The organism is Arthrobacter sp. KBS0702, assembly GCF_005937985.2.
In the GTDB taxonomy this organism is placed as follows: domain Bacteria; phylum Actinomycetota; class Actinomycetes; order Actinomycetales; family Micrococcaceae; genus Arthrobacter.
In genome coordinates, this window is sequence record NZ_CP042172.1 from 301,896 (window position 1) to 325,800 (window position 23,905).

Genomic DNA, 23,905 nt, shown 5'->3' on the forward strand with positions numbered 1-23,905 from the left:
CGAGGGGGAAGGGCGGAGCCCTGCCCCTCGCAAGCGGCGCACTGGACGAGGAGCGAAGCGGTGTCGGACAGAGTGCCTGCTTGCGTTCGTTTTCCACCGCAGATTTCGTGCGTCAGGACTGGACGGAGGCGGGTATATGAGCGGCACTTCGCAACAGCTTGCTCCCGAACCCAGGAGCCGCCGAATCGACACGCGGTTCAGCGCAGCTGAACTCGCGTTGGTCGAGAAGGTGGCGACGTGGCGGAAGTTGCCGCCGTCGGCATTCGTTCGAGGCGCGGCTCTTGCCGCGGCGAAGAAGGCCGAAGGCTACGGCGGCGGCGCCGGGGCGGCCGAGCCGTCTCCGGCTGCGCTCACCGAGGGTCAGCTCAGGGCTCTGGATGCTGCCCGGGTCGACGTGAAACGGGTCGGCGTGAATCTCAACCAGTTGAGTCGCCTGGGGCATCGGGGCGTGCTGGACCTTGAATCCCTTGCCCCGGTGGTCGACGCGTTGGCTGAGCTCTATGAACGCATGGTCGACGCGCTCAGCGGGAAGGAGTGCCCGTGAGCATCACGACGGTGTCTCCGGTCTACGACCTGGGCACCCGGGCGGACTATTTGGAGTTCGGCGCCGGAGCGAAGAAGAAAGGCCACAAAGCGGCAGGGACTGACCGACTGGCTCCGGGTTTCTACTGTGACGCACCGAGTATCGCCCAGTTCATCAAGATGGGCAACTGGCTGGCCGACCAGAACGGTCGCCGGGTGAAAGCCCATTCCTATGTGCTGTCCTTTCATCCCGACGAGCTGGATGTCAACGATCCCCGCGACTTGAAACGGGCGGGTGACCTGGCGTTCCTGCTGGCGAAGACGATGCGTCCCAACAGTCCCGCGATGGTCGTCGTTCACGCCGATGGCAAGGGCGGCTGTGTTCACGCCCACATCACGATTCTGAACCACGACACCGTCACGGGTAAGGCACCACGGGACTTCCGCGTGCACTGGCAGGTGAAGCGCGCCAACGACGCCCTCATGCAGGAGGAAGGGATGCAGGTGACCGCGCCGGTACCGGCGTCCACACGAGGTTCCTATTGGGCCAATAAGCGTGGTGACATGGCGGCATTCGACCGGCAGCTCGGCGATGCGATCGAGCAGGCGGGTCTCGATCCCTCCGCGGTGGATATGCCGACGTTCGTAGCGGCGTGCGACGCGCGCGGCGTCGAGGTCCTCACGGCTGAACACAAGGTCACGAGCGACAGGTACCGCAGCAAGACGGCCGGGGAGACAGCCATCGGCATCACCTACAAGATGCGCGAAAATTCCACGCCCGGAAAGAAACCCCGGGTGCGGAGGCGAAAGGCTTCGGCGCTGTCGCCGGAGTTCACCGCGGAGGGACTCGCTGAAATATTCACGATGAAGCAGAAGAGCAAGGAGCAAAACCATGGCCATCAAGGACAAGCTCGAAGAGCAGCAGCACCAGCAATACAACGAGCAGCAACTGACTTCGGAGACGTTGGTCGCATTGCTCGACCGACTCGACGGGATCGAGAAGAACCAGCGGGAGATCGTGACCTCATTCAACTCGGTGGCTCAGAACTTCCTCAGCACATGGGAAGGAATGGAGCAGATGCAGCGGTTGATGCTGCAGCTGAACAACTCCAACGTCTCCGCGAACGACTCGCACGGGAAGACGCTGACAACAGTCGCGACGACCATGAGCGAGATGCTGGAACTGCTGGCCAGCTCAAAAGTCATCAAGCTGCCCGACGGGTCCACAGTGAGGGCCGCGGACCTGTCCGCCCACGCTCTGCTGCAAGAAGTATCGGCGCAGATCAAGGCATTCGGAACGACGAACCTGAAGTTAACTGACGCCGTGCACCGCCAGGGCACCGTCAACATCGACCACGACAAACTGGCCAGGTACCTCATTCCCGGACTCGGTGAGCAGCTCCTGGCTCACGAGCAGGCCGTGCAGACCGCTATTGCCGAGGCAAACGTCCCGATGCTGGCCGAGCTGGAAAGAAGCCGTATCGCGCTCAACGAGGCCGGGACACAGGTCAGTGACCAAGTGCGCCGGGCCGGCGAACATGTTGCACAGCTCGGCGGGGCGGTGACATGGCGCATCGTCGGCCAGATCAGCGCCGCCCTCCTGCCGCTCGCAATAGCCGTCTGGGTGGTGTTCGGAACGGCCCAGACCGTCTGGGCGGCATTCGGGCTCCAGCCCATCCTTCAGACCCTCTGGGGATGGTTCCTGAGCGCCCAAGAATGGTACTGGAAGCTCTCCATCGCCGGCACTGCCTTCATTGTGCTGATGGGCTTCGGCTGGCTCACCTGGAAGCTCGGGAAGCGGCTGCACGAGTGGTACCGGGGCTACTGAAGGCAATTCGAAGAGAGTGCTCAAAGCCGTTCCTCAACTGTGGGCAACGGATGGGCGCAACCGACCGTAACCCGGCTGTGGGGCTGGCGGCATAATTCTCCGGGCCCCAAGCTCACTCAGCAGCATCGTCTCTTCGCTGGCCTGACGTGAGCCGACCCGCAGAACCGTGAGTGAGCGGGGAGCGTGTGAAACCTGGGTCGGCTGATAGGAGTTCGCTTACGGCCGGAGTGAGCACGGGTAGACCGAAGCTGGCTGCCGTTCTGTGCTACCTGCTGCCGAACGGCGACTAGACGGGAGGAACGACCGGATTCGCCGTCGCCAGATGACACGCAAGCGACACACAGGGCGGGCAAACCATGGGATTTCTCACACCTGACCTCGATTCGTTCGCTGAGCCGCTAAAGAGACTCGTTTCGATCAGTCCGGTCCGGCTGTCGTCTGGCAGTTGGGATCTGCTCATAAACGAATACATTTTTTCGGCGCCGCCAGTTCCCCGGGTTCGGCCGTTGATTCCCTGGTTCACAAAATCTGGGGCCGGGCCCGAAGGCGGTTATCGCTTAGACCGACGGGCGGTGCCGAAGAAGCCCCAAGCGTGTGACATAAAAGGGTGGGTTATCGCTGACCCTAGTAAATGTGTGGAGATGAAGACGTGGACGAATTTGATCTATCCCCTGAGCGCGCTGAGGCGTTGCGACGGGCGGCTGTGCTGTCCAGGAAGATTAACCTTCTGCTGGAAACCATCAAGTCGGACTCGGGCAAGCCCTTTAGCTACAAAGCGATCTGTGATGGGGCCCGGGAAACCGGCTACTTCATTTCACGTACGCGGTGGTCTCTGCTGAAGGCCGGCAGGGTGCAGGTTTGTCCCGGACGAGTGTCTGCGGGCACTGGCGGCGGTATTCGATGTCAACCCCGCGTACCTGCTCCAGGAGGACGGGCCGCTCCCTGGGCGGATAAGAGCCGAGCTGAAGGGGCTGCGCAGTCGGCGGCGTGCCGAGGTGCTCAGCGTGGCCGTCGACAAGTTGAGGGCGGTCGACCCGGAGGCACTCCGGGCGATCGCTAAGCTCCTGAACGAGAATGATGGGGGCTGAGGGTGGCGCACGGATGTAGTGATTATCGCCAGTCGGAGGTAGCTGATGGAGTAAAGAAGGGGTATGACACGGCGAGTCAGGCCGAACTCTTCTTGACGCTTCGCTGAACGATACGCGCTGCCCGGTTGCAATTGACTCTCGACGAGCAGTTGGGCTGCGAAACGTCGCTAGTGGTGTGGGGGCTGGTTCGTATGAAACTGCCTCCAATCATCCGCGCCCGACATCATGCCGACAATTCCCAGACTGACGGTGCCGCACCGGCCACTTCCCCTGAGGAGTTGTGGACGACCGTCCATAAAGCCCGACGGTGATTGCGGGTGCCTGTTCAGCTTGGTGTTCCGGTGCCAGTCTTGCCTGAGCTTCTACGGCCGGCAGAGCGCGCGACAGAGCGCCCACGTGAGGTTCTACGGCCTGTGATCAGCAGCCTCAGCGTCACGGACTGATTCGAGGGCCGAAAGTAAGCGCTGCGCGTTCCGGGGTGACCTAAGAAGGTAGCTTGTTTCCACAAAAGCGTCGTACTCATCCTTTGACATCAAAACTGCGGATCCATGCTTGGACATGATCTGAATCTCGGTCCGGTCGAGATTGACTCGTTCGATGAGACGGACAAGGTCGCGGCGAGCTGCGCTGGTTGATATGGCCATCACTGCCTCCTGGTTGCAAGAGACATGCTAGTACCAGGCGCAAAGGGGTGAGGACTGCTTCACACAGTTACGGCATCTACCCGATCAGCGGCGCACCGGCAGGCAGCGTGTAACGGTACTCGCCACGTACGTCTAAGGCGGCGAAAACAAAATCAGGCAACGGGCCTCCTCCGGCAACATCATCCCTGAGATCGTCGAGCCGCAATGACTGCAGCCTTGTTGAAATTGAGCGTTCCCTTAACTCCGACGATCCACCGCTTACTGTTCTTTGCGAGCAGCGGATTAAGGGGAGCGTCGTCAGGGAGATTTTGACCGATCACGAGCAGCTGGGTGGGGGAAAGTGGGAAGGAGATTGTGGAGATGTCGGCGCCGTCGGTTGGCCGCCAAAGGAGGACCGCGCCGTCTCCGGTTGCGAGGTGCTTCGCCTTTCTCACCTGCCACGGCCATTGTTCGAGCCCGAGCGTGGTCAGCCTGAGGACATCCTGAATGGACTGTGACAGGAGCAACCTATCCCCGAGGGTCAGCTCTGCATTTTCGATCCGTCCCCCGGTTTTCAACACAACGGCGGGTATGCGGATCTTGGTTTGATCCGCGTACCGCCCCCGATCAAGGTGCATGTCAAGGAAGGCGATCACTGCGCTTCGTTCTGCTGCCGTCAACGTGTGTCCCTTGCGCAGTTTGACGATAGCCGGGGTGCCGCTGTTTTCAATTTGCGAGTAGTCGTCCTCGAGGTCACGGGTGAGGACCTTGGGGTCGTAGACGTAGCTTACGACTGTGGCGCTCAGGTAGGAGGAGGGATAGCCTCGACCGTCCTGGAGATCGAGCACGTCGACAACGTTCCTCGCGTCTGCCCACGCGCGGATATAGCCCTTTGATACCATGTGTGCGCCTTTCACAGTCATGACGGCACCTCCTCGCATCTCAAGGTATCCGATCTGAACCCTTCCCTGTGGTTCATGTTCGGAGTGGGACTAATCGCCTTGCTCGTCAGCCCCTGGTTCCTGAGGACATTCGCCACCTCACAACGGCTTAGACGGGCGCGCTGAGGGTTCCTCTGCCGCAGTCCTTAGACTCATGCCATGAGCACCTATTCACCCATTGAACTCGCCTACAAGCTGGGCTACACCGGGGAAACTCGACCGGGTCGCGTCGTGCGGGCCTATCTCCGCGAAAAGTACCCGGACCACCCACGCGGTCAGCGTTGGGTACTTGATGAGGGCCAGGCAGCTGATGTTCTAGCCAACGTTCCGCCGAAGGCCGCACGATGAAGGGTGATCGCGTCGAGCTGCCGAAGCCCTCCGACGAAGCCATCTTCTCAGTTGAATTGTGTTGCAACTCACAAACAAGGCTGGCGAATGTCGGTGAGTGCATCTAAAGTGCATGTCATGATGAGGCATGATGTCTGACACTTCGCAACCCCTCGCTATCAGCGACACCCCACTGGGGGGGCTCCCGTCGGCTGACACGACCCTGCTCGGGAACGCCCCCCTAGAAGTCGCGATCTGCGAGGTCCGGTTCACGTCTGAGGGGTTGGGTGTGCCTGTTGAGACGGCGGAGCGCATCCGGGACGCTCTCTCCGATGCGCTGGAGATCGATTTTCCCAGTATTCAGCCTGCCACCCAAGGCACTATGCAGATCAACTTGAACGCCGGGGGTGCTTCCTGGTCGGGCGACGAGACGAAGGGCTGGCAGATCGCGTCGGCGGATGGCCAGCACAGCGCGACCATACTGCCGAGTAGCGTGATCTGGCAGGTTGGCGATTACAACAGATGGAGCATCAGCATGCGAGGTCCGCTCGAAATGCTCCTAAACGTCATCGCAACAGACTTATCACCGTCACTGGTCCAGCGGATCGGGCTCCGTTACGTAGATCGCTTTGTCGATCCTGCATGCAAGACGCTGGGGGACTGGGCAGGGAAGATCGACGCGACCCTGCTCGGACCCCTCGGCAATCCGGTATTCGGGCGGATGGTCACGGGTGCGCAACAGCAGGTCGAGATCGCTCTCGACGGCCGCCACGGGGCCATACTGCGACATGGGCCGATCCCGGACCAAGCGTCGAAGAGCGTTAACTACCTATTGGACCTTGATGTTTTTGCCAACGCTGCAAGCCCGTTCAAGGTGGCTGAGGTGCTGGATGCGGCCGGTAGGCTGAACCGAACGGCGTTGAGCCTGTTCCAAGCGTGTGTCTCGGTCGATTATTTGAAGTCGCTTCAGGGAGAGGGGGATAGCTGATGTCCACGATGTCAGTGGCGCCGCACTCCGGGACGGCCACGCCTCGGCTTCCGACGCTGAACATGGACTTCCTTGGGCACAGATTCGAGGATGAGATAGACCTGACTCCGGTTGCCCTCGACCCTGCTGTTCCCGCGCTGCGAGAGGCCGTCCTGCGGTTCTCCGAGACATTCAACCCGATCCACGATCACGAGACACTTCGGATCGTGCGCGGCGGTGACGCCTGGTACCGGACCTTCACCTCCAACGCGTACGTCTCCGGCGCGCTTTGCGTGTTCATGATCGGTGAGACCCCATTGGTAGAGGAGGAGGCGTCGCAGATTGATCCGGAAACGGCTGACCCCTTGGCGGTGTTCGATCGCATTCAGAGTGAGCTTGCGGTGACTCAGAAGGACTTGCTTGCCGCGACTGGCATTAGGCGTCGGACCTATTACTCGTGGAAGAAGCCGTCGACGCCTCGGCCGCGTCCGGCAAGTCTTGGAGGCCTATGGCATCTCGCCGACGCCCTTGTGGATCTGCGCGAGGAACTTGGTCGACCGGTCTCTGCTTGGCTGCATGCGTTGCCGGAGCGCGAGGCCGCGTTCAGGGATGGCCGTTTCGAAGATCTCGTGGACCTCGCGGTCGCGATGCCGGCACCCAGCCAGCGTGCGATGGGCACCTCGCGCCATGCGGGCGTCGGCGCAGACATTGACGTGCCGATAGTAAAGACCGGTAGGCCGACGGTTACCGTGGTCGAGCGAGGTGTGCGCCGTTGACGGTCGATGACCTGCTTCCCGTTCCGTGGCCTGAGGAGGCTGTCGCCGCACTCGATACATGGAGACAAGGTCATCTGATCCGCGGTGACCTCGCGACATGGTTGGCGACTGCTGGCTGCGTGGACCCGGTAACCGGAGATGATTTCTCCGATCGTGGAGAGGGGCTGCTCGGCGCCGTCGCTGAGATTGGGGACACAGGCTACTTCGCGGTGGTCTCCCAAACCTGCGACATCGCGGCGACTGGGCCTGGCAAGCGTCATCCGTTTGTCCAGGTCTGCCCCGTGCGGGATTTAGGGGCGGCGTTTATCCCACAGAAGGTTCAACAGGCCCGAGCCGGCGAGCTTGTCGAGTACGTCCACTTAACAAAGCCGCCTGCACCAGGCAAGGAGTGGGCGATCGACCTGCGCATCTCTGTGCCACTCAGCAAGGGAGCACTCATAGGTAGCAGCCCCATTGTGGGCTTCTCCAGCGAGGATGACGAACTCGACCTGGCTGCCAGGATCGCTGCAAAGTTTAAGCGCCCCGCGCTTCACGACTATTTGTCGAAAGACCTTATCGATGCCCTCAACGCCCTTGTCACTAAGGCACGAAAGGGATCTGAGGACTGGTGTGAAGATGTCGAACAATTCCGACTTGAGATCGAAGGAAATCGCCTGGTACCTAAGCGCGTTCGCCTCGTCGTCGTTACCGACGTGAACTTCAACGCCCCGCTAAATTTTAGGAAGAAGAACGCGTTACGCGATCTCTGGAAGACTCTGAAGAAGCCACTGAAGGGCGTCGGCATCGAACAGTCACTTGTCGCCTTTCGACACATTGAAGATTTGAAGGCCAAGGACTACCGAAACGCCATCCCGCTCAATATTCCGGCGCTTGGCCGAGGCAGCTTTGACTGACCATGCACATTGACGGTTCGACACCGAAGGCAAATCCAGGCCTCTAAGCCGCAAGCAGATGCCAGTCCATAGCGATCTTGTCCTCGGCTGCCAGCTCGTTCCCTTCCCGGCCTGATGAGCCGCGGGGGGGGGGGCAACTCGCTTTTTACGGGCGGCGTTTTTCTTGACCTGCAGTTGAGTGGGCTAGAGGGTGCCGGCTGCGATCGACCTTAACCGCGTGTGCCCATTAAGGTGTCCCGGTTCCTAGGAATCAAACGTGTGTGCATGCTGCGGGTGGAGGTCGGAGTCGACGATCATTCCTGAGTTGGCAGACGGCGGTGAACACAACGGGGGACTAGAGGTGTCACATTCCACGGGATCCCGGCAGGGGCTTGTGGGTCGTCATGAGGGATCCGGGTGCTTCAGGACTGTGACTTCGGACCGCCGAGCCAGAAGAGTGCGATATCGACATCCCTCGCAGACCAGGTGTGCCCGTATCGGCCTGCCGTCGAGCGCAGATTTTCGACCAGCTCCATGTAGCGTCCGTACCTCCCGCGCGCAGGGGAGAGTGAGAGACCTAGGGTCTCCAGTCCGGTTTGGGCACGCTCGTCGTATACCGCCATTCGTTTGGGAGCTGCGGCCAGCAGAAGGGCTGAAGCGAGTGCATCTCCCGTTTTGAAGCCAGGAAGAGGTGAGAGCGCCGCCCGGCCAGCGGAGGCGGCCTTAGGTACGGGTAGTGACACATCGGTGACGGCAGACACGGCCTTCTCCGTTATCTCCCTGACTTCCGCTTCGGGCTTGACCATCAGTTCGCGGACCCAGGGTGTATCCGCGCGGAGGCGCTTCCAGAACAGCAAGGCCCCGATGTCGGCCTTGCCGATGCTGGCCGTCGCGCGAATTCGGTCTGCGACCTCGGTGAGGACCTCGTCGTATGCCGGCGATGTGCCCGACATGTAGGCGGCGTGGGAGCCTCGAAGTGTCTCCCAGGCCTGCAGGTCGAGGACTTTGGGTGTGGTGTCCGGTGCGTTCATGTCTTGAGGGTGCCACAGCTTCGCCCGTTAGCCGGCCGGTTCCCGAACGGTGTCGTGTGATGCCGGACCTCGTTCTCGCTCAGCACCCGCAGTGAGGTCTTCGGCCCCGGAGTCATTTTTGTCGGTGCCCTCGTCTAGCATCGGCCTGAATAGGAGGTTTGCGCGTTTGAATCCTGACTTGGGGGACTGTGAAAGCACTTGAAGACTGGCCGATACTTACGCCGGAAGGCCGCTCCCGGCTGGGCCTTGCCCGGCGTGCGCCCAAACACGAAGTTACTGTGGCGGCGAGGCACAAAGAGGTGCTGGACATGTGGGATGACGACAATCCGATCGGGCCCCAAGACATTCCGGCCACGTCCCCGGTAAAGGTCCGGTGGATTTGTTCCGCGGGGCACAGGTTCGTTGAGTCCGCTGTGGTTCAGTGCGGTGCTGCATCGGGGTGGCGTAAGACAGCTGGTGGGTCCCGGGCGTGCCTCAGCTGTGAGGGCGAACGATTGTATGGCCGGGTGACCCTCAACTGTGGCCACGATGTAATCGGCCGCCCGGGCGTTGAGAACCTGGCGATGTGCCGCGCATGCCGGCCAGCGGGCATTGCTGTGCGAACAACGAAAACTTCGGGTCCGAAGTATCCCCCAGGCACGGTCATCCAATCTCGTAATCTCTCGACCTCTCAGACGGAGCAGGAGGTGAGAGACAAGCTTGTGGCTGGAGGGTTTGCTGTCCACAAGGGCCGCAGCGCAATTCAGTGTGGTCATGAACCACATCGCAACAACTTTCCGGTTCTGACCCCGGACATCCTGATCTCCAAGACAAAGGTGTGCATTGAAGTCGATCCGGCTTATACCCACACGGGCGACGAAGAAAAAGACAAAACGCGCAACGACCTCCTCGCCGGAGTCGGATGGCAGGTCGTGCGGTTGCGGCTCGGCGGGCTGGGACCCATCGGTGAATACGACGTCCTGGCAGAATCTGAGAGCGTCACTAAGGAAGTGATGGACGCACTGGTCTTGGCCGTGTCCGACGCAGTAGCGGGCCGTCCCGGAACCATCCGAACGATTAAGAAGAAGGAAACATCGATAGCCAGGAAGAAACCACGGTTGGGACCGATTGCCGAGCATAAGTACTACGAAAACGCCTTCTACATCTCTTGGACGTTGAATTCCGGCGCCGTGCAGCGGATGGTGGCGATGGACTCCGGCCGCTACCTGGCCATCGCCGAGCGGTCGGAAGCCCCACGATTCATCTGTGTACTCGGCTTGGACAAGGTTCCCCGTCAACAGTGGCGCGGCGCTGTGCAAGATATCTTGCAAGACATGTCAGATTCGGATTTTGTCCCGGTCTCGACGTTCCCTTGGGGAGACGAACTGTTCATCGGACTGCAAGCTCAAGCGGTCCGCGTCTCGCCAAAGTTCCACCTGGGCGCCAGCTCATGGGGTCTGACCGCCAACGTCGATGGTGCAGATGTATTTACGGAGGTGGCCTTGTGTGTCGGAAGCGAAGTTCTGACCCAGCTGCACCCTGAAGCGGTTGAACGGGGCTGGCGGATAGGCAATGTCCAGCAGAGCATTGGACGGCACGGCGCCGCCTACCAACAGCTACAGCTCTTGCGCCGGCCTCCGGTAGAGACAGCGATGACTGCGTTCGAAGGCTAACCAGACAGAAAGCCCCGGAACCGTCGTGGACCCGCGGCGTGCGGTCGATCGACAGTTGCCGTCGGGCGCCGAGGAGGTCAGGCGTCGGCGGGCCAAATCTCCCATTTGTTCGCGCGGCCCCGTTTGACGATCGCGTCCGGGTGGTCGTTCTGCAGCTCGCTGAGCTTGGTGATTACTTCGGCGATCGGAAGCCCCGAGGGCAGGACAGCGATTGGATGTGGCTTCGGATCCGGTTCCTCCTTCGCCTTTGTGCGTTCGGTTGCAGCGAAAAGAATTTCACGAGCTTGCCTCAACCGTTCGGCCTAGCCGGGCCATGCCGGGCAGGGACCGTCGTAGGGTGGTGAGACCCAGCCGTGGCGTGATGCCGGCCGTGCGCATTCGGAACACACGTCGTCCTCGGTCAGAGGAGGCACTGCCAGGAGCGTCTTGAGGCTTGCGTCGCCCGTTTGCTGTTCGCTGCGGAGCTTCGAGCGTTCAGTTCTGTCCTTGGATTCCGTTGCTGCGGTCTTTAGTTCTGGGATTCGTGCCCCGAGCTCGCGTACCTTGTGTTCGCGGTTGAGCCGGTATTGGAGCAGGTTCGCCTTCCGCCGATCCCTTGGCAAGCAGTGCGACTGGATAAAAAGACATCTCGACCCAAAACCGTCACCGAACTACTCGCGCAGGCTGACCCTGAGTTACCCGGCCTGTATGAAAAATTTGAGGCTTTCGCGCTGTCACTCGGCGATGACGTAGTGAGGAACGAGCGATCCCTCTACTTTGCCTTCCGCCGCCTAAAGAACTTCGCCTGCGTAGAAGTGCACCCCTCCTCCAGGAACCTACTCGTTTACTTGAAGCTCGACCCCCAGACCGTAGATCTAGTTGAAGGCTTCAGCCGGGACGTCAGTAAAATCGGGCACTTCGGGACAGGAGACGTCGAACTGAGAGTCGTCAATACGGCCAACTGGCCGCTGGTGGAGGAACTCACGCGACAGGCCTATGCGGCCAACTGACCACCCGGGGAGTGGCCCGAGCCAGTGGTCAGCTCCCATCGGCCGGCGAAGGTGGAGGGGCTGGCGGCAGGGTCTGAGGGCCCAGGGGCTCGCTGTGAGGCGCACATGAGGAAGGAGGAGGTAAATGGTTAAAGACGAACCGTTCGTAGATCTTTTTAATGAAATCGCGTCACTGTGGGAGGCGGCGCCGGCTCCCCAAAATGTTCCCCACCGCGACGGTAGTCGTCTAACATGGACGACTGCTGCAACAACAGCCGTAGCTTGGGGTTGGCTGGTCCGTGTAATCCGAACGGGGGAGTCCGCAATCCTTTTGGCCAAGAACGGCCTTGGCCCGGAAGCTGCTCCTCTCATGCGCTCGATCATCGAACACTCCATCAGGCTTGCTTACACAGCCGACGCAGGCGTTGAAGCGATCGAGGTCGGCCTTCGAGAACGATCGCACAGCTTGGAAAAGTTGAAGAAAGCACAATCGAATGGTTGGGCTTTACCTCCTGAACGGCTGAGCGAAATTGACTGGATGCAGGCTGAAGCCAGCGAGGAATACAGACACCTAGACTCCTTCGCCCATCTTGCACACGTCGTGAAACGCTTGCCCTCTCTCGGCCAGCTATACATGGCTTGGCTTCTGGAAACACAGTTCAGCCACCCAACCTTGATTAGCGCCCAGAGCTACTTCGAACGCGACGATGACTCCCATCTCATCCGTCTTAGGACACGGGCAAAAGCGGAAGCAGACAACAGGGTGGATGCTCAGGTATGCATCAATGTGCTCGTTGCACTGAGGGCTTATGCACACATCGCTGGACTGAATCCGTATTTCATAACTCCACTGCACGAGCTTGACCAAAAAATGGAGAACCTCTGGACGGCCACCCGGGAGAGCCGGGACACACAGAGCTGAGGCCGGCCCGCTGATCCATGGAGTCCACCGTGTCCCCGCCGACGTCCCAATTCCAAGGAACTGGGACGCCTACTCAAACTCGTGCATCCGCGCTTGTACTATGAAATATTGAGGCATGGGAAAGACCTCGGCGTACTTGCTCGTCCTAGGCGAGCGCGAAGCAATCCTTTGGGTGCTCCTGAATGAGCGGATGGCGTTTGCGGCCAGGCCCCGACGAGAGGTCTCTGCATTGCAGCCAGGGGACGAGCTCTTCTTGCTGACGACGCGAAACGCATATCACAGTCCCAATAAGGGCCGGACGAGGGTAATCGGGACCGCAACTGTGCAGAGTAAGGTCACTCAGCTCAACCCGCAAGTGGAAATTTCGGGTCGAACGTTCGCGAGCGGCTGCCAGATCAAGCTTGAGACCTTGGCTCCCTACTCGACCGGCCCGGAAATAGGACCACTGGCTCCTCAGCTTCACGCGCTGCGCGGACAAAAGAACTGGGGCATGCTGCTCCGTAGGCCCCCCATCCCTATCGATGATTCAGACGTCATCCTTTTAAAGCGCGAGCTGCAGAGCCACCTTCGTCCGTTGGACGAGTCTTTACTGACCTACAGCAGCAGGATCAAGGTGTCATCTTAGGCCTGCTCCGACCGCGGCGAACCAGCATTTCTGCTCCTGATGAAAGTTTGGTAGCTAAGGATTTCCAGATCACCCCGTACCGGCGAATGAGGCGCTGCAGCCGTCTCTGAAGCTGGGACGTATCGAAGGTCAACGGGGGCAATGTGCCACAGCCCTCGCCCGCCTATCTGGATTCTGCGCAGCTCACCGGACTTCAACAGCATTCAGCTGTGAGCAGCTTCCTCCGCTGCCGAAGCGGGCATTACCGACCGGATACACTGGCACTTGCTTTGCGAAACTCGGTAAAACTCGGTCAGAAAGGTAAATGATGCCTGAATCCTGGCTCTCCGCTGAAGAGGTCGCCGAGCATCTGGGCATCATCAAGGACACTGTCTACTCATGGATTGCTACCAAGGGCATGCCCGCGCACAAGGTCGATCGTCTCTGGAAGTTTCAAATCAGTGAAGTTGACGAGTGGGTGCGCCGGGGTGGTGCGGCCGAAGAGATGCCGAGTTCATCGGACGAGGGGGAATGACGGCCCATGCGGATCATCGACAACGTTAACGAGTTGCTGGGTGATGATCTCAGGGCAGAGATTGTCACGGGTTCGAGGTTGCGCATCGCAGCGTCTTCCTTCTCGATCTTCGCGTTCGAGGCTCTGCGCAAAGAGCTGGAGCATCTGGAGGAGTTACAGTTCATCTTCACCTCGCCCTCTTTTGTGACCGCCAGAACAACTGACCGCCTCCCAAAGGAACAGCGCGAGTTCTTCATTCCACACGGCCAGAACGGCGAGTCGATGTTGTACGGCTCGGAGTTTGAGATTCGGCTGCGCAACAAGATGACTCAGCGCGCGATCGCGCGCGAGTGCGCTGAGTGGGTGCGGCGCAAGGTGCGGTTCCGGTCGAACAAGACTGTCGCGCCGATGCAGCAGTTCGCCATCGTTGACGAAAAGGCCGCGTACCTGCCGCTCCAAGGTTTCACATCCGCGGATCTTGGCTACGAGCGCGGCAACGCGGTGTCCAACATGGTCACCAAGCTCGACGACGCGCCAATGACGTCGCAGTACGTGCAACTCTTCGACCAGATCTGGCACAACTCTGCGCAGCTAGAAGACGTGACCGAGTCAGTACATGACCACATTGCGTCGGTGTACGCAGAAAATTCACCGGCGCGCGTCTACTTCCTCATCCTGTTCAATTTGTTCTCCGAGTTCCTCGACGACATTAACGACGACGTGCTGCCCAACGACCTGACCGGATACCAGGACAGCGCGATCTGGAAGAGCCTGTACAACTTCCAGCGCGACGCGGCGACGGGCCTGATCAACAAGTTGGAGACCTACAACGGCTGCATCCTCGCTGACAGCGTGGGCCTGGGCAAGACGTTCACGGCCCTGGCGGTCATCAAGTACTACGAGCTGCGCAACAAATCCGTGCTCGTGCTCGCGCCGAAGAAGCTGGCCGAGAACTGGACGAACTACAACGCGAACCTGACCACGAATATCTTCGCGTCCGACCGCTTCAACTACGATGTGCTCGCCCACACTGACCTATCGCGCACTCGGGGTGAATCCCTGGGCATCCCGCTGGACCGCGTGAACTGGGGCAACTACGACCTCGTCGTGATCGACGAGTCGCACAACTTCCGCAATGCTGACTTCACCACCGAAAAAGAGACCCGCTACGGGCGACTCATGCGGCAGGTCATCCAGCAGGGCGTGAAGACCAAGGTGCTCATGTTGTCGGCGACGCCGGTTAACAACCACTTCACCGACCTTCGTAACCAGCTCGCGCTGGCCTACGAAGGCGACTCGCAGAACCTGTCGGCCAAACTCAACATCTCCACGAGCATTGAGGAAGTATTCCGGCAGACTCAGCGGGTGTTCAACGAGTGGTCAAAGCTCCCTGCAGAGCAGCGCACAACAGATGCGATCCTCTCCCGGCTGGACTTCGACTTCTTCGAGATGCTCGACGCGGTGACGATCGCCCGCTCCCGCAAACAAATTCAAGCGTTCTACGACACATCCGACATCGGGGCGTTCCCCGAAAGACTCCCGCCGGAGTCCGTGCGGTCACCGCTGACGGACCTAGGCGGGGTACCATCGTTCAACGAAATGTTCGAGAGGCTGTCGTCACTAACCCTCGCCGTGTATGCACCGCTGACGTACGTGTTCCCGAGCAGGATGGCGAAGTACGAGCTGCTCTACGACCCGGCAACAAGCGGAAGCATGGCAAACCTCGGGCACGCGAACCGTGAGCGCGGTCTCCAGAAGCTCATGACGGTGAACTTGCTCAAACGGCTCGAGAGTTCCGTTGAGGCGTTCCGCATCACTCTCACAAAGCTCGGCGGCACAGTCGACCAAGGAATTTCTGCAATAGACAATCACGTCGGTTCGGTAACCGATCTCGCGGCCGCCATCGGCGACCTCGAAGCCGATGACGACGACTTTGAGTTCCCCTCCAGCGGCACCGTCGGGACAAAGGTACAGATCGACCTCGCCGACATGGACATTGAATCATGGCGACACGACCTCGCCCACGACGCAGGCGTGATCGCCGAACTGTTGGCAGGGGTCAGCGTCGTCACTCCGCAGCATGACCTGAAGCTCCAGGCACTGAAGCAGCGCATCCAAAGCAAGATCGCCACACCAATCAACGCGGGCAACCGCAAGGTGCTCATCTTCTCAGCCTTCGCAGACACCGCCGCTTACCTCTACCGCGAACTCGCCCCGCAACTCGCACAGCAGGGCTTGCACACGGCTGTGGTGACCGGGCAGGGCAACCCCCGCACCACGCTCGGCAAGGGTTTCGCCTTCCAGCAAGTGCTCACCCTGTTCTCTCCAAGGTCGAAGTCCCGCCATCTTGCCATGCCGAGCGAGCAGCGCGACATCGACGTACTCATCGGCACCGACTGCATCAGCGAGGGACAGAACCTCCAGGACTGCGACTACTTGGTTAACTACGACATCCACTGGAACCCGGTGCGGATCATCCAGCGGTTCGGTCGCATCGACCGCATCGGCTCCATCAACGCGCAGATCCAACTTGTGAATTTCTGGCCAGATATCTCCCTGGACGAGTACATCAACCTCAAGGAGCGCGTGGAGAACCGCATGGTCATCGCCGACCTCGCCGCGACCGCCGACGACAACGTCCTCACCCAGGAGTCAAGCGACACCGCGTTCCGCAAGGAACAACTTCGCAAGCTCCAGGACGAGGTAATCGAACTGGAGGACGTGCGCACCGGCGTTTCCATCACCGACCTCGGTCTTAATGAATTCCGCATGGACCTGCTCGGCTACGTCAAGGAGTACGGCGACCTCACCGCGGCGCCCAAGGGCCTGCACGCCGTCGTGCCCGCACGGCCTGAAATTGGCTTGGACCCGGGAGTCCTCTTCGCACTGCGCAACGTCAACGCGGACGAGACAATCAACCGCGGGAACCGCCTGCACCCGTACTACCTCGTCTACCTCGACAACGACGGCAACGTGATCGCCGACCACACCGAGGTCAAGCACATGCTCGACCTCATCCGTGCGGGATCTCGCGTGCATGACAAACCCGTAGCTGATGCTTGCCGGATCTTTAACGCCGCCACCCTCGAGGGCTCCGACATGAGCCGCTACTCCAACCTGCTCACCGCAGCGATCCGCTCCATGATTGACCTGACCGAGGAGCGTGACCTCGACAGCCTGTTCACCGCCGGGCACACGACCGCGTTGACCCAGACCATCGCCGGGCTAGACGACTTCGAACTGATCGCGTTCCTCGCCATCGTGGACCCATGTCCGGGCGCCGAGGGATGAGCGCGCTGCTGTACCGCTGGCCGGCGGCTGCCAAGTTCGGCCGCGTCGTGCCCAAAGCCAAGTTCTACGAGCAAGCCACTATCTCGGCCGCCCTGCGCGAGAAATTTGTCTCGGAGGTCCAGCGCATCACCTGGGCATACAAGCTCGCCGACGAGACCATCCACCTTCGCGGCGACGACAGCGTTCCCGAGATTCAAGTCTTCGTCGTCGAGGCCAAGGACGATGACGTCAGTGGGGATGTGATCAACGCGATCGACAGGGCCGTGCCGTTCCCGATCATCTTCGAGATCAGTCGCGCCACGGGCGGCACCCGCATGGTTGCGTCTCACAAGCAGCTCGACGGCCTGGCCCCGCGGCTCAGCGCCTACTTCACCACGGAATGGCACGCAGCAGACGCGCCCCGTGCTTCATTACCTCCCGCACTCGATCTACCAGGGCTCTACGCCGGACTTCTGACCCCAATTCTGCCCATCGCCACACGCCCCGGCGAGGATATATCGGCGGCAACCGGCAGGATGCACCGGGTGGCAAAGCTCGAACGTGACGTAGCTGTCCTGGAAAAGAAGCTCCGAAACGAACCGCAGTTCAATCGCAAGGTGCAACTGCGGCGCCAGTTCCGTGCCCGGACCGCGGAGCTTGCCCTTCTTATCGACACTGCAACTCCAATGACTGAGGACACCCCGTGGACAAACTACTGATGCACTCACCGGACCTGACTAAGCGGAATATCGACAAGATTGCCGAGCTATTCCCCGCAGTCATCACCGAGGGGCGAGACGACGACGGTAACCTCACGCACGCCATCGACTTCGACCTGCTGCGTCAGGAGCTGTCCGACCACGTTGTCGAGGGGTCGCAGGAGCGTTACCAACTCGATTGGCCCGGAAAGCGCGAAGCGCTCTTCGTTGCGAACGCACCGATCGCCAAGACGCTCCGCCCCGCGCGCGAGGAGTCTGTCGACTTCGACACCACGCAAAACCTCTTCATCGAAGGTGACAACCTCGACGCCCTCAAACTGCTCCAAGAGTCCTACCTGGGGAAAGTCGATCTCGTCTACATCGACCCGCCCTACAACACGGGCAAGGACTTCGTCTACGACGACCACTTTGCGGAGACTACGGCAGACTACCTCGCCAAGTCTGGTCAGGTCGATGATCATGGCACGCGGCTTGTCGCGAACACTGAGTCCAACGGACGCTTTCATTCAGATTGGCTAAGCATGATGTACCCGCGGCTCAAGCTCGCCCGCAACCTGCTGAGTGATACTGGCGTTCTAATCGCTGCGATCGATGACAACGAGCATTCGGCTCTCAAGCAACTCCTCGATCAAGTTTTTGGAAGTCAGAACTTCCTGGCAAACGTCGTTTGGCAGGGGCGAGGAAAGAACGATGCGCGTTTCACAGCTGGTGGTCTCGACTACATGCTCATTTACGGGCGTGACCGCAATCGTCTCATCGCTGAAGACGCACGGTGGAAAGAACCAAAGAGCGGTTATAGCCTAGTTGTCTCTGCGGCACGTGACGCATGGCAGAGGTCTGGCCGCAACTCTGCCAAGGCGACCACCATGTTTCGTGAATGGTTTCGTACCAAGCCGGAGATCGAGAAGGGACTTCAGTCCTACTCCGAGATCGATGATAACGGTCGAGTGTTCCTCCGCGGCCCGCTCGCTAGCCCGAACCCCCGCGCGAATCTGCAGTACGACCTCGTACACCCCGTGACGGGGCTACCGGTGCCTATGCACCCTAACGGTTGGCGTTACTCACGCGAAACCATGGACCAAATGATGGAGGAGGGCCGGATTCTCTTTGGCGAGGACCACACCAACACGCCGCGCCGGAAGATGTACCTCGACGAACAGGAGGATCAGGCTATTCGTCCAGTTGTTGTTCAGGAGCGTGCTACAGCAACTGCGGCGGTCATTGATCTGCTGGGAGCGGATGTGTTCGACCATCCGAAAGACACTGGCGTGCTCTCAAAATGGATCAATTCTGTAACGCAGGGGAAGGACGACGCGCTGGTACTCGACTTCTTTGCAGGCTCAGGCTCAACAGCGCATGCCGTGCTTGCTCAGAATGCGGCGGACGGAGGCCGACGGAAGTTCATCGTCGTGCAGTTGGATGAAGCATTGGACTCTAGATCCGAAGCTGCAAAAGCTGGGTATGCCACAATCGCCGACCTCGCCCGGGAACGTATTCGCCGCGCTGGGACAAGAATAGCGACGGATGCAGTGCTGTCTGCCGAGGGACCGGATGTCGGCTTTCGCGTCCTCAAAGTTGCCACGAGCAACTTCGCGGATCTCCTGCGCACGCCAGATGCGCTCAAGCAGGACAACCTCCCTCTCTACACGGATAGTGTGAAGCCAGATCGCACCGGCGAGGACTTGCTGTTCCAGGTTCTGCTTGACTGGGGCTTGGAGCTCACCATGCCGATCGCGGTAGAGATGATCGACGGGCGCGAGGTGTTCTTCATCGAAGATGGCGCCCTGGTCGCATGCTTCGCCGATAGCGTAAGCCCCGGCGTAGTGCGCGAGATCGCTTCCCGGGAGCCGCTGCGAGCGGTGTTCCGTGACTCGGGCTTCGCACGGGACGCCGACCGCATCAATGCCGAGCAGGTCTTCGCCGAGGTGTCGCCGACGACCGATGTGAAGGCGATCTGAGCCTGATGAAGCTTCAATTCAAGGTTCAGCAGTATCAGACCGAAGCAGTCGATGCGGTCGTTGGCTGCTTTGTCGGACAGCTCCGCGATAGCGGGGTGTCCTATCGGATCGATCCAGGTCGACGGGAGAAGCCTGCGCAGGCAACACTGGAGATTCCCGGCCAGCACGATTCAGGTCTTCGGAACGCGGAAATCGCGTTAACCTCTGCGCAGTTGCTGGAGAACATACAGGCGGTTCAGCGCAGCCGGAACCTGCCGCTGTCGCCCACACTCGTGCCGAGCAAAGCAGGGCCGGTGAACCTCGATGTCGAGATGGAGACGGGGACGGGCAAGACCTACGTCTACATCAAAACGATCATGGAGCTGAACAAGCGCCATGGGTGGAGCAAGTTCATAATCGTGGTGCCGAGCGTAGCAATCCGCGAGGGAGTAAAGAAGTCGTTAGACATCACGGCTGAGCATTTCCAGCAGATTTACGGCACCAAGCCGCGGTCGTTCATCTACAACTCTTCACAGTTGCACGAGTTGGAGCGATTTTCCTCTGACGCCGGCGTGCAAGTAATGATTATTAACATCCAGGCGTTCAACGCTACTGGCAAAGACAACCGGCGTATCTACGACGTACTGGATGACTTCCAGTCCCGACGGCCGATCGACGTCATCAGTGCGAACCGGCCGATCGTCATCATCGACGAGCCGCAGAAGATCGGCGCTGCCAAGTCGTTAGAGGCGCTGAGCCGATTCAATGCTCTGATGGTGCTGCGGTACTCGGCGACCCATAAGGTCGGGCACAACAAGGTACACCGACTGGACGCACTGGATGCCTATAACCAGAAGCTCGTGAAGAAGATCGCCGTGCGCGGCATCACCGTGAAGGGTCTGGCGGGGAGCACGGCCTACCTGTATCTAGACGCGATCGAAATCGCAAAGGGTGCGAAGCCCCGGGCACGGATCGAGCTGGAAGTGCAGACCAAGAGCGGCATCAAGCGTCAGGTCAAGCGGCTCGACCTGGGTGCCCGATTCCATGACATCTCCAATGGGATCGAGGCATACAAAGACCTCATCATCACTGACATCGACGCTAACCGTGACGTCATCGAACTCAGCGACGGCAGCATCGTAGCTGCAGGGCAGATCACCGCCGACGTGACCGAAGAGGCCAAGCGCCGCATCCAGATCCGGGAGGTCATCCGCGCGCATCTGGACAAGGAGCGCGAGCTTTTCGCCCAAGGCATCAAGGTGCTATCGCTGTTCTTTATCGACGAGGTGGCCAAGTACCGCGACTACGAGCGTGAAGACACGCTCGGTGATTACGCGCGCGTCTTCGAGGAGGAGTACCGGGCGCTGGCGGCCGACGAGCTCAGCCAATTGGACTTCGACAGCGAGGCGGAGGCATACAGGCACCACCTAGAGTCGATCCGTGTAGAGAAAACGCACCAGGGCTACTTTTCGGTCGACAAAAAGACCAGGCGGCTAGTGGACCCAAGCGTGGCTAAACGTGGTGAGGATGCGGGGCAGTCTACGGATGTCGGTGCCTACGACCTGATTCTTAGGGATAAGGAGCGCCTGCTATCGTTCGCCGAGCCGGTGCGGTTTATCTTCAGCCACTCGGCGCTGCGCGAAGGCTGGGACAACCCCAACGTCTTTGTAATGGGGATGCTCAAGAGGAGCGACAACACCCTCTCCCGCCGCCAGGAGATCGGTCGCGGCCTGCGGCTCGCCGTCGACCAACACGGCGAACGGATGGACAACCCTGTTACCGTGCACGACATCAACGAGCTTACCGTCGTCACCGACGAGTCCTACACCGACTTTGTGTCCGGCCTGCAGAAGGAGGTCAGCGAGTCGCTCGCCTCTCGTCCCCGGAAGGCCAGCGTCAGGTACTTCATCGGCAAGACGATCGCCACGGAAGACGGGGACAGCATCGTCGGGGAACCGTTGGCGAACGCGCTGTACAAGTACCTCGTCAAGAACGACTACATCAACGACGACGACACCGTCTCCGACGCTTACAAAGCCGCCCGCGACGCGGGCACTCTCGCTGAGCCAAACTCGGACCTGCTCAAGCCGGTGGTCGACCACCTCTGGCCGCTCGTCGACGCGCTCTATATCGGAGTTCCGCTGCCGGATGACGGGCGAAAGCCCAAGCGTATTCCTCTGAATGAAGAGAACTTCGCCAAGAAGGAGTTTAAAGAACTCTGGAGCCGCATCAACCAGAAGGCCGTCTATCAGGTTGAGTTCGATTCGAACGAACTGATAGACAAGTGCGTCGGGGCGCTGGACGCCCATCTGAACGTCACGGCAATGCAGTATGTTGTGCAGTCCGGCGAGCAACGTGCCGTGCTCGACGCTGACGCTCTTGCAACCGGGGACGGTTTCTCTGTTAACTCGACCAGCACTCATGCAGAGACGGTATCGACGGCGTCCCAGGTCAAGTACGACCTACTCGGTGAGATTACCGAGAAGACCCGGCTCACCCGCCGGACGGCCGGCGCCGTCCTGGGAAGGGTCAATGCGGCGACGTTTGCGAAGTACCGGCAGAACCCGGAGCACTTCATCACCGAGGCCGCGCGGCTGATCAACGAGCAGAAGGCCACCGTGATCGTTCAGTACCTGACGTACGACACGCTTGCCGAGCGGCACGACACCGCGATCTTCACCGCCAACCAAACAAAGCAGGACTTCGCCAAGGCGGGGGAGAAGCTGAATAAACACATCTATGATTATGTCGTCACCGACTCCAAGGGCGAACGTGCCTTCGTGGCCGAACTGGACACAAGCAACGAGGTCGTCGTCTACGCTAAGCTTCCACGCGGCTTCTTCATCCCAACTCCGGTCGGCGACTATAACCCCGACTGGGCCATCGCGTTCCAGGACGGCGCAGTCAAGCACGTCTATTTCATCGCGGAGACCAAGGGCTCACTGTCCTCGATGCAGCTTCGCGGAGTCGAAGAAGCGAAGATCGAATGCGCCCGCAAGTTCTTCGCTGAACTGAATCGCAAGCATGATCAGAACGTGAACTACGACGTTGTGACTGACTATGGTCAGCTAATGCAGCTGGTTGGGGTTGGGGTTGAGGGGCACTCAGTGAGCTAGGGGACCAGCGCTATGAGTTCACGCGATGACGATGCGATCAATATGGCTCTCAGGATGAGCAGGACGAGGAACTATCGGCTCATGCCTTTGTGGAGCAGCTTCGTCTGAACAATGGCCACGAGCATCTCGTGCGCCCAATGCATGGCAGTGGACATGTTCCTCTGCTCAGACGAAGCCTCGCTGGTGGGATGGTGCGCGCGATATGCCGCCCTCTCCGGATGGACCAGGAAGCGACAACGAGCGAGCCTGCCCCGGGGCGCTACCCACTGACTCTCTGGACCGCCGTTAGTCCCTAGTTTCAGCACCTAGGGCCGGCTACGAGTACTTCCGCAAGAAGGCGGCCGCGGGAGGTCACATCATGCCCGACTACGTCCCGCCCCCGGACGCCCCCGGACTTCTTCGTCGACGGAGGACACGTCGTCGTGCTGTTCCCGGAACTGGAGTTCCTGATGGACGCGACGCTGGACCAGATCCCTGATTTCCCGCTCCAGCGAGTCATTCGCCCGGCGGACGAGCTGAGCCACGACGAGCCGGCGACCTTTGGCACTGACGATGCCTGGGGCGGGTATCTCCTGGTCGACGACGTCATCGACCTGAAGCCCGAACACCGCGATCTCATCATGGGTAGCGGGCAGCGCTGGCCCGCAAGGGCCTACAGGTTGAATTCAGCAAAGAAGCCTTCACCCCGAACACCGAGCTCTTCAAGCGGGTGGTGGATTGAGCGGCGGCGGGTTTTCATGACGGCCGGGCCGGCCTTGCCCAATTGCCGGCTCCAGGTTGGCTGAGGACATCAGGGCCAACCTGGTCGGCGTTCAAAGTTGCACAAGATCAGGCGCAGAGTTTCTCTGTTCACCTGGACACCGTGCTACTTGGTGTCAGCCACCGGTGATTGCTAAAGAGGTGGCAGGGCGCGCAGATTGTTGGCAGCCCAGATAGCGGCCTTAGCGACCCAGCCTCGATTAGCGTAATTGTTATGTGGACAGGCCGGGAACAGGGCCGGAGTTGTGCAGCGCCGGAGTTTCTGCCGCTGGCCGTGGATCCACACTGAGAGTGTGCTCGTGGCTTAAAGTGTAGTTTTGTTGGCGGTCGCCAGTGCCCGGTGGGTTTCCCTGCCTGAGATATCCCGGCTGGCAGAATATCGGGCCTCGGAAGAACGTGGGGTGCCGATTCAGTGCCCTGACCCCGGCGCGACGACTGCGAGGCCAGCTCATGGCGCCTCCAGAGCACC

20 protein-coding genes are annotated in these 23,905 nt (G+C 60.2%); 16 read left to right on the plus strand and 4 right to left on the minus strand.

Annotated features, from left to right (window positions below):
• Window positions 1–136: 136 nt before the first annotated feature.
• Genes FFF93_RS01445 through FFF93_RS01455 form a run of 3 tightly spaced genes read left to right on the plus strand, consistent with a single transcriptional unit; the run spans window position 137 to window position 2,350 of the window.
• Window positions 137–544 (plus strand): hypothetical protein, encoded by a 408-nt coding sequence (locus tag FFF93_RS01445; RefSeq protein ID WP_138767656.1) that lies wholly within the window; start codon window positions 137–139, stop codon window positions 542–544.
• A complete protein-coding gene (locus FFF93_RS01450) occupies window positions 541–1,842 on the plus strand; it encodes a relaxase/mobilization nuclease domain-containing protein (RefSeq protein WP_138767655.1) in 1,302 nt (433 codons plus the stop codon). The genes FFF93_RS01445 and FFF93_RS01450 overlap by 4 nt, the downstream gene beginning before the upstream one ends.
• Before the next feature lie 4 nt (window positions 1,843–1,846).
• Entirely contained in the window at window positions 1,847–2,350 is a 504-nt protein-coding gene (locus FFF93_RS01455) for a hypothetical protein (RefSeq protein WP_144766390.1), read from the plus strand.
• A gap of 1,492 nt (window positions 2,351–3,842) precedes the next feature.
• Here the strand turns inward: FFF93_RS01455 and FFF93_RS01465 are convergent.
• Together FFF93_RS01465 and FFF93_RS01470 are read right to left on the minus strand one after the other, a co-directional pair.
• A complete protein-coding gene (locus FFF93_RS01465) occupies window positions 3,843–4,082 on the minus strand; it encodes a type II toxin-antitoxin system Phd/YefM family antitoxin (RefSeq protein ID WP_138767654.1) in 240 nt (79 codons plus the stop codon).
• Window positions 4,083–4,261: 179 nt separating this feature from the next.
• On the minus strand, window positions 4,262–4,984 hold the full coding sequence (locus FFF93_RS01470; RefSeq protein WP_186372204.1) for a DUF4238 domain-containing protein: 723 nt from the start codon (window positions 4,982–4,984) through the stop codon (window positions 4,262–4,264).
• Window positions 4,985–5,161: 177 nt separating this feature from the next.
• Between FFF93_RS01470 and FFF93_RS01475 the strand changes: the two genes are divergently transcribed.
• The 4 genes from FFF93_RS01475 (at window position 5,162) to FFF93_RS01490 (ending at window position 7,965) form a co-directional block, all read left to right on the plus strand.
• Window positions 5,162–5,350, plus strand: a complete 189-nt coding sequence (locus tag FFF93_RS01475) for a hypothetical protein (RefSeq protein WP_138767652.1) — start codon at window positions 5,162–5,164, stop codon at window positions 5,348–5,350.
• 268 nt (window positions 5,351–5,618) lie between these two features.
• Window positions 5,619–6,317 carry a TIGR04255 family protein gene (locus FFF93_RS01480; RefSeq protein ID WP_261375243.1) on the plus strand — a complete coding sequence of 233 codons (699 nt, stop codon included), beginning with the start codon at window positions 5,619–5,621 and terminating at the stop codon, window positions 6,315–6,317.
• Window positions 6,317–7,072 carry a hypothetical protein gene (locus FFF93_RS01485; protein WP_138767650.1) on the plus strand — a complete coding sequence of 252 codons (756 nt, stop codon included), beginning with the start codon at window positions 6,317–6,319 and terminating at the stop codon, window positions 7,070–7,072. The genes FFF93_RS01480 and FFF93_RS01485 overlap by 1 nt, the downstream gene beginning before the upstream one ends.
• A complete protein-coding gene (locus FFF93_RS01490; RefSeq protein WP_138767649.1) occupies window positions 7,069–7,965 on the plus strand; it encodes a hypothetical protein in 897 nt (298 codons plus the stop codon). The genes FFF93_RS01485 and FFF93_RS01490 overlap by 4 nt, the downstream gene beginning before the upstream one ends.
• A gap of 401 nt (window positions 7,966–8,366) precedes the next feature.
• Here the strand turns inward: FFF93_RS01490 and FFF93_RS01495 are convergent, their stop codons facing one another.
• Entirely contained in the window at window positions 8,367–8,975 is a 609-nt protein-coding gene (locus FFF93_RS01495; protein WP_261375244.1) for a hypothetical protein, read from the minus strand.
• 686 nt (window positions 8,976–9,661) lie between these two features.
• Here FFF93_RS01495 and FFF93_RS01500 point away from each other — a divergent pair.
• Window positions 9,662–10,627, plus strand: coding sequence for a DUF559 domain-containing protein (locus FFF93_RS01500; RefSeq protein WP_186372205.1), 966 nt, complete (start codon window positions 9,662–9,664; stop codon window positions 10,625–10,627).
• A 77-nt stretch (window positions 10,628–10,704) separates the two neighbouring features.
• On the opposite strand, the gene FFF93_RS01505 is transcribed toward FFF93_RS01500, so the two are convergent.
• Window positions 10,705–10,920, minus strand: coding sequence for a hypothetical protein (locus tag FFF93_RS01505; protein ID WP_138767647.1), 216 nt, complete (start codon window positions 10,918–10,920; stop codon window positions 10,705–10,707).
• A 252-nt stretch (window positions 10,921–11,172) separates the two neighbouring features.
• Here FFF93_RS01505 and FFF93_RS01510 point away from each other — a divergent pair, with 252 nt between their 5' ends.
• The 8 genes from FFF93_RS01510 to FFF93_RS01545 all read left to right on the plus strand — a co-directional run bounded on the left by FFF93_RS01510 (window position 11,173) and on the right by FFF93_RS01545 (window position 23,462).
• A complete protein-coding gene (locus FFF93_RS01510; protein ID WP_138767646.1) occupies window positions 11,173–11,616 on the plus strand; it encodes a DUF5655 domain-containing protein in 444 nt (147 codons plus the stop codon).
• A 124-nt stretch (window positions 11,617–11,740) separates the two neighbouring features.
• Window positions 11,741–12,517, plus strand: a complete 777-nt coding sequence (locus FFF93_RS01515) for a DUF5677 domain-containing protein (protein WP_138767645.1) — start codon at window positions 11,741–11,743, stop codon at window positions 12,515–12,517.
• A gap of 929 nt (window positions 12,518–13,446) precedes the next feature.
• Complete coding sequence (locus FFF93_RS01520; protein WP_395858406.1) at window positions 13,447–13,656, plus strand: helix-turn-helix domain-containing protein; 210 nt, start codon at window positions 13,447–13,449, stop codon at window positions 13,654–13,656.
• A gap of 6 nt (window positions 13,657–13,662) precedes the next feature.
• The gene (locus FFF93_RS01525; RefSeq protein ID WP_138767644.1) at window positions 13,663–16,926 is read left to right on the plus strand and encodes a helicase-related protein; all 3,264 of its coding nucleotides are present in this window, start codon (window positions 13,663–13,665) and stop codon (window positions 16,924–16,926) included.
• Window positions 16,923–17,624: a DUF4391 domain-containing protein gene (locus FFF93_RS01530; protein WP_138767643.1), complete on the plus strand. Its 702-nt coding sequence runs from the start codon at window positions 16,923–16,925 to the stop codon at window positions 17,622–17,624. Before FFF93_RS01525 ends, FFF93_RS01530 begins: the two co-directional genes overlap by 4 nt.
• Window positions 17,609–19,582 carry a site-specific DNA-methyltransferase gene (locus tag FFF93_RS01535; protein ID WP_138767642.1) on the plus strand — a complete coding sequence of 658 codons (1,974 nt, stop codon included), beginning with the start codon at window positions 17,609–17,611 and terminating at the stop codon, window positions 19,580–19,582. The genes FFF93_RS01530 and FFF93_RS01535 overlap by 16 nt, the downstream gene beginning before the upstream one ends.
• Before the next feature lie 5 nt (window positions 19,583–19,587).
• Entirely contained in the window at window positions 19,588–22,677 is a 3,090-nt protein-coding gene (locus FFF93_RS01540; protein ID WP_138767641.1) for a type III restriction-modification system endonuclease, read from the plus strand.
• A 422-nt stretch (window positions 22,678–23,099) separates the two neighbouring features.
• Window positions 23,100–23,462 (plus strand): hypothetical protein, encoded by a 363-nt coding sequence (locus FFF93_RS01545; protein ID WP_138767640.1) that lies wholly within the window; start codon window positions 23,100–23,102, stop codon window positions 23,460–23,462.
• Window positions 23,463–23,905: the final 443 nt, after the last annotated feature.